The organism is Methylobacterium sp. B1, from assembly GCF_000333255.1.
Lineage (GTDB): Bacteria > Pseudomonadota > Alphaproteobacteria > Rhizobiales > Beijerinckiaceae > Methylobacterium > Methylobacterium fujisawaense.
In genome coordinates this window covers 1-13,119 of the sequence record NZ_BACT01000605.1, presented here as the reverse complement: position 1 = coordinate 13,119, position 13,119 = coordinate 1, and the positions used below count along the sequence as shown (strand labels likewise).

The following is a 13,119-nucleotide window of genomic DNA, read 5'->3' as shown; positions in this document are numbered from 1 at the left end:
CGCCGATCCGGCATCCGCCGGGGCGCAGAGCCTTCAGGTTCGCGCAGGCGCCTTCAGAGGAAGCCGATCGAGAACCAGGGGACGAGGATGATGGCGAGGAGGCCGATCAGCAGGGCCACGATGTAGCCGACGATCGGGCGCATCCCGGCGTCGGGGTGGATCCGGCTGATCGCGCAGGCCGCGTAGTAGCCGACGCCGAAGGGCGGGGCGAACAGGCCGATGCCCATCGCGAGGATCACCACCATGGCGTAGTGGACCTCGTGGACGCCCACCGCCCGTGCGATCGGGAACAGCAGCGGCCCGAAGAGGACGATGGCCGGGATGCCCTCCAGCACCGAGCCCAGGATGATGAAGGCGACGGCCGAGACGAACAGGAAGCCAAGGGCTCCGCCGGGCAGACTTTTCATCACCTCGGCGAGCGTCTGCGAGAAGCCCGACTGCGTCAGCGCCCAGGCCATGCCGGTGGCCGCCCCGATGATCAGCAGGATCGCCCCCGACAGGGTCGCGGTGGTCACCAGCATCGGGTAGAGCCGCCGCCAGTCGAACTGGCGGTAGATCAGCAGGCCCGCCAGCGCCGCGTAGACGATCCCGATAGTCGAAACCTCCGTGGCGGTTGCGATGCCCTCGACCACGGCGAAGCGGATCACAAAGGGCAGCGCCAGGGCCGGGATCGCCACCAGGAAGGCGCGACCGATGATCCGCCCGGACGGCCGGGCGACGTGGCTCAGGTCCTCCCGGCGGTAGCGCCACCAGACCAGCGCGCACAAAGTCACGGCGAGGACGAGGCCCGGCAGGAGGCCGCCGGTGAACAGGGCGGTGATCGATACGCCGGTGACCGAGCCGATGGTGATCAGCACGATCGAGGGCGGGATCGTCTCGGTCTGTGCGCCCGTGGTGGCGAGAAGGGCCACGAGGTCACCCTCCTTGGCGCCGCGGGCCTTCATCTCCGGGAACAGCACGGGCGCCACCGCCGCCATGTCGGCGGCCTTCGAGCCGGAGATGCCCGAGACGAGGTACATCGCCCCGACCAGCACGTAGTGCAGGCCGCCGCGGACGTGGCCGAGCAGCGAGGCCAGGAACCCCACCATGGCGCGGGCCATGCCGGTCATCTCGATCAGGAGGCCGAGGAAGACGAAGAGCGGCACCGCGAGCAGGATCAGGTGGCTCATGCCCTCGTCCATGCGGCCGACCACCACCATGGAGGGCGCGTCGGTGGTGAGCGTGATGTAGGCGAAGGTCGAGAGGCCGAACGCGAAGGCGATCGGCACCCCCGAGAAGACCAGGGCGCCGACGCCGAGGACGAAGAACAGCAGCAGGTTGAGATTGCCGAGGTCCCTCAGCCAGGGTTGAAGCGCCAAGAGGCCGGCGGCGACTCCGCCGCCCAGCACGAGCGCCCCCGCGGTCAGCCGCCAATCGGCGGATTCCAGGAGGCGGATCACCGCGACCACGAGCATGAGGCCGAGGCCGATCGGCAGGGCGGCGGCGCGCCACGCGTTGTTCAGCTCCAGCGCCGGCGTCTGGACGAAGGTCTCCTCGCTGGCGAACTCGAAGGCCGGTTCCAGCAGCAGGGCCACGAAGATCAGGCCGGCCACCAGCGCCACCGTCTCCAGGAAGGCGCGCAGGCGCGGGCCGCTCATCGCCACGAAGGCGGTCATGCGCATGTGCTCGGCGCGCCGGAAGGCGACCACGGCGCCCAGCATGGCGAGCCACAGGAACAGGATCGAGGCGAGTTCGTCCGACCAGACGAGGGGTTCGCGGAACACGTAGCGGCTCACCACGCCGCCGAGCAGCACCGCGATCTCGGCCAGGACGAGCAGCGCCGCGGGGATCTCCACGAGATAGCCGAGCCCGGCATCGAGCCGACGCAGCCAGCTTCCGGCGCGCAGGGGCGGACCGGACAACTCTACCCCTGCCGTCGTCTCGACAGCCGCAATATCGATCTGCATGGCGCCCTCCCGTCGGAACCGCTCCCGATGCCGCTGCCGGCGGGAACGTCTCCGAGTGCGTCTTCGCGTGTTTCTTGTGGTGCGTCTCGGCGCGCCTTCGTTCTCCGATACCGTTACCCGATCCGGCGGAAAGCGCGTCAGGTCAGTTTGCCCGACACGTCCTCAAGATGCGACCACGCCACGTCGCCGTACTTGGTTTTCCAGTCCTTGTAGAAGCTCGTCCGCCCCAGGGCCGCGCGGAATTGCGCGCGGTCGACGTCGATGAAGGTGATGCCCTTCGCGGCCAGGCTCTCCCGGAGGGAGACGCTGAGCTTGGCGACGTCGGCCCGCTGGGCGTCGGCCGACCGGTCGAGTTCCCGCGAGACGATGGTGCGCAGATCCTCGGGCAGGCGCTGCCACGCCCGCTTGTTGCCGAGGATCCAGTAGCCGTCCCAGACATGGCCGGTCAGGCTGCAGGATTTCTGCACCTCGTACAGCCGGGTCGTGGCCGTGATGGCGAGCGGGTTCTCCTGGCCCTCGACCACCTTGGTCTGAAGCGAGGAGTACAGCTCGTTGAAATTGATCGGCGCCGCGCCGGCGTCGAAGGCCTTGAACAGCGAGGTGAGCATCGGCGCGGGCGGGACGCGGATCTTGAAGCCCTTCAGATCCTCCGGCGTCCGGATCTCGCGGGTCGAGGAGGTGATCTGCCGGAATCCGTTGTCCCAGACCTTCGACACGGTCAGGATCGGCGTCTTGGCGATCTCGGACCTGACATAGGTGCCGAGGCCTCCGTCCATCGCCGACCAGACGGCGTCGTAATCCTTGAACGCGAAGCCGGTGTTGGGCAGGCTCGCGGCGGGCACGAAGGTGGCGAGGATCGAGGTCGCGAGGTTGAAGAACTCGACGCTGCCGTTACGGACCTGCGCCAGCAGGTCGGTGTCCGAGCCGAGCTGGTTGGCGGGGAACAGCTTGATCTCCAGGCGGCCGTTGGTGGCCTCGCGGATCCGGTCGAGGGCCTCCTGGGCCCGGATGTTGACCGGATGGGTCGGGTCCTGGCCGCTGGCGAGCTTGTAGGTGAACTCGGCGGCCTGCCCGCGCCGGGTGAGGATGCCGAAGGCCGGTAGTGCGGCCGCGCCCACGAGCAGGCTGCGGCGACTGAGACGGGTGTCGCGCATGGTTTCACTCCCTGGGTGGTCCAGGCCGCCCGATCCCCGCCGTTGACCGCCGGTGGAGCGTGCGACCCGCATTGCTGTCCGGGGCGGCGGGTGCGGACCCGGCGCCGTCGTCGCGCGCCCTGCGCGGCGCGTCAGGCGCCGTCGCCGTTGAGCAGGCGGTAGGCGCGGATCACCTGGCTGTCGTCGGCGGCGCCGTCGCCGCGCCCGGAGGTCGAGACGAAGAGCTGATGGGCGAGCGCCGCGAGCGGCAGCGCCGCCCCGGCGCCGCGGCCGGCCTCCAGCACGATGCCGAGGTCCTTCACGAAGATGTCGACCGCGCTCGTGACCCGCGGTTCGTCCTCCAGCATCCGGGGGCCGCGGTCCCGCAGCATCCAGCTCGCGGCGGAGGAGCCCGTGAGGATCTCGAGGACCACGTCGCGGTCGACGCCGACGCGCCCGGCGAGGGCCAGCGCCTCGGCGGCGGCGGCGATATGCACGCCGCACAGGAGCTGATTGACGGCCTTGACGGTGGCGCCCTGTCCGGGCCGCTCGCCGACATGGAAGATCCGGTCGCCCAGGGCCTCCAGCACCGGCCTCAGCGCGGCCAGCGTCTCCGCGGGCGCCGCCGCCATGATCGTGAGCGTGCCGGCCTGCGCGCCGACGACGCCGCCCGAGACCGGCGCGTCGACGAAGCGGCGGCCGGTCGCCGCCACGCGCTCGGCGAGGTGCTCCACCGCTTTCGGCGGACAGGTGGCCATCAGGGCCACGATGCCGTCCGGTTCCATTGCGTCGAGGGCGCCCTGGGCGAACAGCACGTCGTCGGCCTGCGCGGCGTTCACCACCATGAGGAGGAGCGCGTCGGCGCCCTGGGCGACAGCGGCCGGCGTTTCGGCCGCAACCCCTCCGGACGCCGCGAAGGCTGCGCGGCTCTCGGGCCGTAGGTCGTAGCCGCGGACCGCGAAACCTGCCGCGACCAGATTGGTCGCCATCGGCAGGCCCATGGCGCCGAGACCGACGAGGGCGATACGGGTCAGAGCCATGCGCGGATGCTCCGCGCCATCGCGGCGGCCGAGATGCCGTAGCGGTCGTGGAGCGTCGGCAAGGCGCCGGCATCGAGGAATTCGTCCGGCAGGCCGATCTGGCGGAAGCCGCGGCCCGGCATCACGCCGTTGCGCATCAGGAGACCGGCCACCGCCTCGCCGAGGCCGCCGATCACGCTGTGGTTCTCGGCCACCACCACGAGCCGGCCGCCGCGCCCGGCCTCGTGCAGGACCGTCGCCGTGTCGAGGGGCTTGATCGTCGGCACGTGGAGTACCGCAACGTCGACCCGGTCGTCGCGCAGGGCCTCGGCGACCTCCAGGGCGCGCATGGTCATCAGGCCCGACGCAATCACCAGGACGTCGCGGCCGTCGCGGATCGTCTTGGCCTTCCCCAACTCGAACCGGTAGCCGTACTCGTCGAGCACCAGGGGCACGTTCCCGCGCAGGAGCCGCAGATAGACCGGCCCCTTATGGGCCGCCATGGCGGGGACGACCTGCTCGGTCTCGTGGGCGTCGCAGGGGTCGATGATCGTGAGGTTCGGCATCCCGCGGAAGATCGCGAGATCCTCCGTCGCCTGGTGGCTCGGGCCGTAGCCGGTGGTCAGGCCGGGCAGGGCGCAGGCGATCTTGACGTCGAGATTCTCCTCCGCGATCGCAAGGCAGATGAAGTCGTAGGCGCGCCGCGCCGCGAAGACCGCGTAGGTGGTGGCGAAGGGCGTGAACCCCTCACGAGCCAAGCCCGCGGCGGCGCTCATGAGGAGCTGCTCGGCCATCCCCATCTGGTAGAACCGCTCGGGATGGGCCTGCGCGAAGATGTGCAGGTCCGTGTATTTCGACAGGTCCGCCGAGAGGCCGACGATGTCGGGCCGGGTCTCGGCGAGCTCGACCAGGGCGTGGCCGAAGGGCGCGGCCTTCGTGCGCTGTCCGGGGGCGGCGAGCGAGGCGATCATGGCCGAGGTCTTGGCGCCGCCGCCGGTGCGGGGGGCGGGCTTCTCGTATTTGGAGCGTCTCACCGCACCCTCCCTTCATCCAGGATCGCCAGGGCCCGCTGCCACTCGTCCGGCTCGACCCGCAGGAAGTGGTTGCGCTCGCGCGCCTCGAGGAACGGCACGCCCTTCGCCATGCGGGTGTCGCAGATGATGATCCGGGGCTGCGGTCCCGGATGGTGGCGCGCAGCGTCGAAGGCCCGGACCAGCGCGTCGATGTCGTTGCCGTCGACCCGCTGCACGAACCAGTTGAAGGCCTCGAACTTCGGCGCCAGCGGCTCGAAATCGAGCACCCCGTGCGAGGCGCCGTCCGCCTGCATGCCGTTCACGTCGACGAGGCCGATCAAGTTGTCGAGCTTGAACGAGCCGGCCGACATCGCCGCCTCCCAGGTCGAGCCCTCGTCGAGTTCGCCGTCGGAGAACAGGTTGTAGATGAAGCTGTTCGAGTTCTTTCGCTTCAGCCCCAGCGCCATGCCGACCGCGATGCCGAGCCCGTGGCCCAGCGATCCGCCGGTGATCTCCATGCCGGGCGTGTAGGCGGCCATGCCGGACATCGGCAGGCGGCTGTCGTCGCCGCCGTAGCTCGTCAGCTCGTCCTCGGGGAGGATCTCTGCCTCGATCAGGGCGGCGTAGAGGGCGATGGCGTAGTGGCCGATCGACAGCAGGAAGCGGTCGCGGCCTTCCCATTCGGGATCCTCGGGCCGGTAGGTGAGCGCGTGGAAGTAGCTCACCGCCAGAACGTCGGCGATGCCGAGCGCCTGGGCGATGTAGCCCTGGCCCTGGACCTCGCCCATGCGCAGGGCGTGGCGGCGGATGCGGTAGGCGCGCTCGCTCAGCGGCACGTTGGAGCCGGCGCGCGGCCGCTCGGTCGGGACGTCGATCGCCATGGCGACCTCCTCAGTGGATCAGCATGCCGCCGTTCACGTCGATCACCGCGCCGGTGATGTACGTGGACAGGTCGCAGGCGAGGAACAGGCAGGCATTGGCGACGTCGTCCGCCACGCCGAGGCGCCCCAGCGGGATACCCTTGGCGATCTCGACCTTGAGCTCGGGCGTGAGCTTGCCGCCGGTGATGTCGGTCTGGATCAGGCCGGGGGTCACCGAGTTCACCCGCACGCCGTCCGGACCCAGCTCCCGGGCCATGGCTTTGGCGAGGCCCAGCACACCGCCCTTGGCGGCGCTGTAATGCGGGCCGCCGAAGATGCCGCCGCCCCGCTGGGCCGAGACCGACGACATGCACACGATCGCGCCGGAGCCCTGGCCGCGCATCGCCGGGATCACGGCCTGGCTCATGTAGAGCGTGCCGCGCAGGTTCACGTCGGTGACCGCGTCGTAGTTCTCCGGCCCGATCTCCATGATCTTCAGGGGCTGGGTGATGCCGGCATTGTTGACCAGCACGTCGATGCGCCCGAGGCGGCCGATAATCTCCTCCGCTGCCGTCGAGCAGGCCGCCCGGTCGGTGACGTTGCAGGCGAGGCCGATATGGCCCGGGCCGATGTCGCGGGCGGCAGCCTCGGCCTGGCCCGCATCGAGGTCGAGAACGGCGACGCGGGCGCCGTGGCTTGCGAAGAGCCGCGCGGTGGCTTTGCCGATGCCGCGGGCGGAGGCCGCCCCAGTGATGATGCACACCCGGTCGTTCAACAGCATGGATCCCTCCCGGCGACCCGCGACAGCGCGGGATCGGACCTGTCGTCGTGACGGAAGGGGCGTCCGGCCGGCGGCTGCGATTCCAGGGACCGAGCCCTTGGATCGAGCGGCCTGCGGCGTCGTCTCCTCTCGCCTGTTTTGTTGCGACGAGAGTGCCGACGCGCTGCCTCCGCGACAAACGCGGAATTTGCACACGCAGGTGAATCCCAGTCACCTGTCGCCGCGTCAGGCGAGGTCGGGACTCAGCGTGATCCCGAGTTCCTCGGCCAGCCACCGCGCGAAGACCCGCAGCGGGGCGCGCCGGCGCACATCGGCGGGGCAGACGAAATGGTGACCGACGTAGCTGATGTCCTGAGACCGTCCGGCCAGCGGCGCGACGAGGCGGCCGGCCGCGACCTCGCGCTCGGCGAGGCGGGTGGATTCCAGGGCGACACCGAGCCCGTCGGCGGCGGCAGCCAGGGCCAGGAAGCTCCGATCGAAGCGGATTCCCGCGTTCGGCTGCGCGGCGAGCTGATTCCGCTCGAACCAGTGCGTCCAGCGCACCTGCTTGTTGTCGCTTTGGATCAGGGTCTGAGCCAGGAGGTCGGCCGGCTCGCGGATCCGGGCGGCCCGCGCGGGATCGCAGAGCGGCGTCACCGTCTCCGGGCCCAGCGGCATGCGCAGCAGACCTTCCCCGCGGGGCGGTCCGTAGACGATGTCGGCGTCGAATTCGTCGGTGATGAAGCGGGCGTAATCCATGCCGGCGGCGAGGCGGACCTCGAAGCCCGGATGGGCGCTGAGGAACCGGGCGAGACGCGGGGCGAGCCACTGCGCGGCGAAGCTCGGCGCGCAGTGCAGCCTGAGCAGCTGCGGCCCGCGATTCGCCACGAGGTCGAAGCCGCGGTTGAGCTCCGCGAAGGCGCGCCCGACATGATCGCACAACGCCTCACCGGCCGGCGTCGGCACGATGCCCTGCCCGACGCGCTCGAACAGAACGACGCCCAGGGCTTCTTCCATCTTGCGGAGGGCGTGACTGACCGCGCTCGGGGACAGGTTCAATTCGCCGGCTGCGGCTTTGAACGAGCGTCGCCGGGCAGCGGCCTCAAAGATCCGGATCGCGGAGAGGGGGACGGGTGGCCTCATCCCGAGCAGAATGGGCTTTGGTCCCCGATCCTGGCAATGGTGCCGATCTCGCGGGCAGGCTGCGGCCCGGCGCGCGACCCCGCAGCGGCGCGACGATCAAGTCGACCGTCAGCGATGGATACGCACCGGCGCGACCGCCATCCCATCGGACCGTGCCCGGCCGCCGTGACGATCGGTATCCTCGTGAGCGCCGCGCCACGCGATGGAGATGCCCGCGAAAATGGCCGACGCACTGGCCGCGAGGGGCACGAGGATCAGCGCGGCCAGACCGCTGACCGGCGCGAGAATCGCCGCCGTCGCGAGTCCACCGGCAATCGCCGCCGCAATCAACACGATCATCGGAGCCTCGCCCGATCGACGTGGCCTGGATCATGTGCCGGGCCATGGCAGGATGATCCTGCCGTGAGGATTAAAAATTCGTTACCCGAAGAACTCCGCGATTCGCTGATCTTCCCGACGATCTTGCCCGTCGCGCGCCGATCGTTTCGTCTGAAGACGTCGTGCAGCATGGCCAGCGATGGGCGTCCGAGCCTCCCGGATGAACGGCCGCACGGAGATGTCCGATCGGTCAACGTCCGCACGCGATGCGCGCGTTCGAGGCCATCGACGACATTGCAGCGGGGAGGCCCGGATCAGGCGCCGATTTCGCTTGGAATAGATTTCGCCGATTGCGGAGGGCGCCCGGGCCGACAGAATCCGTGCAGAGGCGGGGGCGGCGAAGGGCTGTGGCTGCGGCCTCAATGACCCTGCGCGATCCAGCCGAGCACTGTGGCGCAGCGCTCGGCCTGCCAGCGGGTCAGACCAGAGGCCACGACCGCGCCATTCCGATAGACCACGAAGGTCCCGTCATCGGTTGCACGGATCTTGATGGACGCCATCAGTGAGCTCCCGACGTCAGCATCTGAAGCTGGACCAGTCCGGCCGGGGTGATCTGCCAGACGGCGACCGTACCCTCCGAGTCTTCGCAATGGTCGACCCGTCGGAGATGACCGGTGCTTTCGAGCGCGAGGAGCCGGCTGTGGTCGCCGGGCCAGGACGCGTTCGCCTGTCTGCAGACCGCAATCCGGTGTCCCAGAGTCTCGGCTGCTCGGATGAGAAGGCGGCGCTCGTGATTCACCAGCATCGGCGCTCCGGCTCGGATCGATCCGTATGAACTGCGTAGAGGCTGGCGCATATGGTCAAGCTTGGCAAGCCTGCGGGCGTATCACGCTTTGGATCACGGCGATCGGTCCGTCGGCTTCGATGCTGTGCGAGCGCCGGGTTCAGGGTGCCGTGCACGGGCCGACGGAGACCTTCGCCACCTGGAGCGGATGGCGATGGCAGGTGCAACCGGGACCGTGCGGGATCGCGTGATCGCGATGTGGATTGCGGCCGAAGCCGCGGACATGCCGGGTCCGGGCTCGATGGGCGGTTGGCCGTTGCGAGAGCGGACGGAGCGGATCCGCATCTCGTCCGTCCGGTCAATCCACCCGATCGCGCCCAAACGAAAACGGCCGGCCAGGAACCCTGGCCGGCCGTCGTTTTGAACCGCGTGCCGCTTAGCGCAGGAGCTGGAGGACGCCCTGCTGCGCGGAGTTGGCCAGGGACAGGGCGGAGATGCCCATCGACTGCCGGGTCGACAGCGCCTGGGAATTGGCCGCTTCCTGGTTGAGATCGGCGTTGGTCAGGTTGGCCGAGCCGGTCTGCAGCACGTTGATCAGCTGCTTGGAGAAGTCCTGGCGGTTCTGCACGACCGACAGGTTCGAGCCGAGCGCGCTCGCCGCGGAGCTCAGCGCGTTGCCGGCGCTCGTGAGGGTCGACAGGGTCTTGTTGACGTCCGAGTTCAACAGGAAGTTGCCGAGGCCGTTCTGGCTGGCCGTGCTGTTCGAGTTGGTGATCGACGACAGGCCCAGGCCGCTGGCCGTGGCATCCACCGAGGCGACGTTCAGGGTCGAGCTGCCGGTGTCGTTGAACTTGATGTTCATGTCATTGCCCTTGCCGGCAATGAGGTTGACGCCGTTGTAGCTGGCATCGCCGGCGAGCTGCGTGATCTGGTTGAGCAGGTTGTTGTACTGGCTCGCCAGAGAGGCGCGCTGCGACACGCCGGAGACCGAGAGGTCGCTGGAGACGACGGTGGTGGCGGCGGTGCCGTAGGTCGAGGCGGTGGTGCTCGACGCGGTGAAGCCGAGCGCCGTCTGGCTGCCGGAGTTCTGAAACTCCACGTCGGCCTGGGCGTTCAGGACGATCTTCGTGCCGGTGCTGTCGATCGAGAAGATCGCGCCTGCGCCGAACGAGCCGCTGGACGAGGTCGACGCCGAGCTGACCGCCGAGTTCAGGGCCGCGACGGTGGCGCTGATGCTCGACGAGGCGGCGACGTTGGCCGACACGGAGGTGCCGTTGATGGTCAGGAGCACCGTCTGGGAGGCGGTGCTGGCGCTGTAGGCGTTGGCGGCGGTTCCGGTGGTGGAGAGCTGGGTCGAGAGGGCCTGGTTGGCGATGGACTTGGCCTGATCGACCAGCTTCTGGATCGAGGTGATGCCCTGGTTGGCGGCCTGGATCGACTGGACGCCGTTGGAGATGCCGTCGAGCAGGGTGTTCAGGCTCGAGGACCGGGCGTCGAGGGACTGGGAGGTGAAGAAGTTGGTCGGGTTGTCGAGGGCGGAGTTGACCGTCTTGCCGGTGGCGAGGCGGTTCTGCGTGGTCGCCATCAGCTGGGCGGTATCCTGCAGGGAGAGCAGGTTCTGACGCGTGGCGGCCGACAGGGTGATGGAGGACATGGGTGGTATCTTTCTGATTTGATGCGCCCGTTTCTCGGGCACGCCAGTAATCGCGCTCCAGATGTTTCGTGGGGGTTAATCCGATTGTCGACACTCAAGTCGACCGAAGTGATCCTTAATGAATCGCCATCGAAATCCATTAAGTATTGATGGAAGACGGCGCCGTTCAAGATCCATTAACCATCCGCGGCCATAACCGACGGCGCTCGCCAATTCTGTGGTGCCTGCCCGGCCGGTCTCGATCCGGCGTGGCAGGCGAAGGGAAATGGGGCACACCCTAGTACGGAGCTCAACTGTGATCGCTCAAGCGTCCGGTGATGTTGGCGACCCGGCCCCCTCCGCGCCGACGAAATTTCCCCATGTGGCGATCGCGATCCCCTGCGGGACCATGGTCCACGCGGATTTCGCCGTCAGCCTCGGATCCATGATGCATTCCCTCGGCGAGATGCCGATGTCGATCGTGGTCGGGAAATCATCGATCGTCGCCGACGCGCGAAACCTGGGCCTGGAATACGCGCAGAAACACAATGCGGAATACGTCCTGTTCATCGACAGCGACATGACCTTCCCGAAGGACGCCCTGCTCAAACTGCTGGTGCGGCAGGTCGACATCATCGGCGCGACCTATTCCCGGCGCACGGCGCCCTTCCATTTCCTCGGCGAAATCCTGCCGGAGCAGCCGGCCGACGCCCCCAAGGGCCTGCTGGAGATGGCTCGAATCCCCACCGGCTTCCTGCTGATCAAATCGACCGTCTTCGAAAGCCTCAAGCGGCCGTATTTCCGGTTCCGCGTCGATGAGGAGGCCGGGGTGAACATCGGCGAGGACTTCGACTTCAGCGACCGAGTCCGTGCAGCCGGCTACCGGATCTGGTGCGATCCGTATCTGAGCAAGGAACTCGGACATATCGGCGAACAGTCCTTCAAGCTCTGAGTGACGGCCGGCAATCCGATCGGCCGCGACGCAACTGCGCGCCGCGCTTCCGCGAGCTGCGCTCCAAACGATGAGGCGTGGGAATGCGGATTGCGATCATCACGCCGTCCCGGATGAAACCTTCGACTCTGGCCGGCAAATCCGGCCAGTACTTTCTGGAACACGCGGTCGAGAGCGCGAACAGCCAGGAACTCGACAGGCCGGCGACGATCCATTTCTTCGTCGGGACCGACCCCGAGACCGAGATCCCGGCGCGGCTCGCCGCGCATCCGCAGATCACCTTCGTGCGCGGCGAGCGCAAGGGGCAGATCCCCGCCCTGAACGCGGCCATCCGGGCCGTCGATGAAAGCTGGGACTTCGTCGGCTTCCTGGAGGACGACGACCATTGGCTGCCGCCCTATCTCGGTTTCGCGCTTCGGACCCTGAACAGCTTCGATTTCGTCTCCTCGACCCAGGTCGAGACGGACGAGGCCGGTGAGGTCGTCCGGATCAACGACTTCCCGACGCCGTCGGGCTGGCTGATGCGTCGGTCCACCTTCGCGCAGGTCGGCGCGATCAACCCCGCCTCGAAATGGCATTACGACAACGAATGGCTCGGCCGCCTCGCCGAGACCGGCCTGCGCCGCGCCCACCTCGTCGAGGCGACGGCGCCCGGCACTCTCGAGAACGCCGTTCAGGTCCGCCCGTGGCTCGCCAACGTGCTTCGGTTCGGCGGCCCCAACACGCACCTCGTGCGCCACGGCTTCATCCTGCCGCTGGTGTGCCGTCTGGTGCATCCCGGCTCCGGAACCTCGGATGTCGGACAGGGCGGGACGTCGAAAGTCGAGAGCGACGCCGAGTATCAGCGGCTGATCGACCGCTTCGGCCGCATCCCCTGGTGACAGGGCGGCCCTGTCCGCCGTTCGAACTCCCGCAAGGCCTGGATCGGGGCCCGCCCGCTTCGGAAAGGGCGTGAATGCCCGACCGTGCGCGTCCTAGGCGGGGCGCGTCTCAGCGCGCCCGCGGACGGCCTGCTGGAAAGCGGAGAACACCCTGCGCATCTGCGGCAGCTTGTAGGGAAACAGGTCCACGGGATCCATGTCGTGGACGACCATCCCGGTATCCGCCTCGAAGATCAGCAGCCGGCCGTCCGTGCTCTCCGCGCAATCGAGGATCAGGTAATCGAGCCCGATCCTACGGTGGATCTCGGCGAACGCGGCGCGATGGCGCTGCGCGAACGCGGCGTCGAACGTGGCCATGGCGGTGGCCTCCGCCGTCCGCTTCTCGGCAGGTCCTGGGTGCCTTCCAGGCCAGCGCCGCCGTCAAGGCGGCACTGGCCGACCGGACCACCTGACCGTCCGCGCCCCGGTCGCGCGGAATCTCCACCCGAACCACGCCGTATGAGGATCCTCCCCATGTTCCGTTTCCCCAAGATTGACCCGTCGAAGCTCGACCTCTCGGCGTTCGGAATGTCGCAATTCGACCCGCACGCCTTCGGATCGCGACGGCGAAGGGCAGGGGAACGGGGCAGGAACCGGGCGCGGACCCGGGGGCGCGGACGGACCCCCCGGATGCAGGA

13 protein-coding genes are annotated in these 13,119 nt (G+C 68.6%); 2 read left to right on the top strand and 11 right to left on the bottom strand.

Features of this window, described 5'->3' with window-relative positions:
* Positions 1-53: 53 nt before the first annotated feature.
* From I53_RS17855 to I53_RS17810, 10 genes are all read right to left on the bottom strand, one after another.
* Complete coding sequence (locus I53_RS17855) at positions 54-1,946, bottom strand: TRAP transporter large permease subunit (RefSeq protein WP_043353068.1); 1,893 nt, start codon at positions 1,944-1,946, stop codon at positions 54-56.
* Between the two features lie 137 nt (positions 1,947-2,083).
* On the bottom strand, positions 2,084-3,100 hold the full coding sequence (locus tag I53_RS17850) for a TRAP transporter substrate-binding protein (protein WP_043353067.1): 1,017 nt from the start codon (positions 3,098-3,100) through the stop codon (positions 2,084-2,086).
* A gap of 131 nt (positions 3,101-3,231) precedes the next feature.
* On the bottom strand, positions 3,232-4,119 hold the full coding sequence (locus I53_RS17845) for an NAD(P)-dependent oxidoreductase (RefSeq protein WP_043353065.1): 888 nt from the start codon (positions 4,117-4,119) through the stop codon (positions 3,232-3,234).
* A complete protein-coding gene (locus I53_RS17840) occupies positions 4,110-5,132 on the bottom strand; it encodes a transketolase family protein (protein ID WP_043353063.1) in 1,023 nt (340 codons plus the stop codon). The genes I53_RS17845 and I53_RS17840 overlap by 10 nt, the downstream gene beginning before the upstream one ends.
* Positions 5,129-5,992 (bottom strand): transketolase, encoded by an 864-nt coding sequence (locus tag I53_RS17835; protein ID WP_051044879.1) that lies wholly within the window; start codon positions 5,990-5,992, stop codon positions 5,129-5,131. The genes I53_RS17840 and I53_RS17835 overlap by 4 nt, the downstream gene beginning before the upstream one ends.
* A 10-nt stretch (positions 5,993-6,002) precedes the next feature.
* Entirely contained in the window at positions 6,003-6,752 is a 750-nt protein-coding gene (locus I53_RS17830; protein ID WP_043353061.1) for a glucose 1-dehydrogenase, read from the bottom strand.
* A gap of 225 nt (positions 6,753-6,977) precedes the next feature.
* Positions 6,978-7,874: a LysR substrate-binding domain-containing protein gene (locus I53_RS17825; protein ID WP_043353059.1), complete on the bottom strand. Its 897-nt coding sequence runs from the start codon at positions 7,872-7,874 to the stop codon at positions 6,978-6,980.
* Between the two features lie 108 nt (positions 7,875-7,982).
* Positions 7,983-8,213 (bottom strand): hypothetical protein, encoded by a 231-nt coding sequence (locus tag I53_RS17820; RefSeq protein WP_043353056.1) that lies wholly within the window; start codon positions 8,211-8,213, stop codon positions 7,983-7,985.
* A 398-nt stretch (positions 8,214-8,611) separates the two neighbouring features.
* Complete coding sequence (locus tag I53_RS34030; protein ID WP_164706378.1) at positions 8,612-8,752, bottom strand: hypothetical protein; 141 nt, start codon at positions 8,750-8,752, stop codon at positions 8,612-8,614.
* Between the two features lie 660 nt (positions 8,753-9,412).
* Positions 9,413-10,630: a flagellin gene (locus I53_RS17810; protein ID WP_043353054.1), complete on the bottom strand. Its 1,218-nt coding sequence runs from the start codon at positions 10,628-10,630 to the stop codon at positions 9,413-9,415.
* 220 nt (positions 10,631-10,850) lie between these two features.
* Here I53_RS17810 and I53_RS17805 point away from each other — a divergent pair, with 220 nt between their 5' ends.
* Together I53_RS17805 and I53_RS17800 are read left to right on the top strand one after the other, a co-directional pair.
* On the top strand, positions 10,851-11,561 hold the full coding sequence (locus tag I53_RS17805; RefSeq protein WP_236952954.1) for a glycosyltransferase family 2 protein: 711 nt from the start codon (positions 10,851-10,853) through the stop codon (positions 11,559-11,561).
* Between the two features lie 83 nt (positions 11,562-11,644).
* Positions 11,645-12,442: a glycosyltransferase family A protein gene (locus tag I53_RS17800; protein ID WP_043353050.1), complete on the top strand. Its 798-nt coding sequence runs from the start codon at positions 11,645-11,647 to the stop codon at positions 12,440-12,442.
* Between the two features lie 93 nt (positions 12,443-12,535).
* Here I53_RS17800 and I53_RS17795 read toward each other — a convergent pair whose 3' ends face one another.
* Positions 12,536-12,799 (bottom strand): hypothetical protein, encoded by a 264-nt coding sequence (locus I53_RS17795; RefSeq protein WP_043353048.1) that lies wholly within the window; start codon positions 12,797-12,799, stop codon positions 12,536-12,538.
* Between the last annotated feature and the right edge of the window lie 320 nt (positions 12,800-13,119).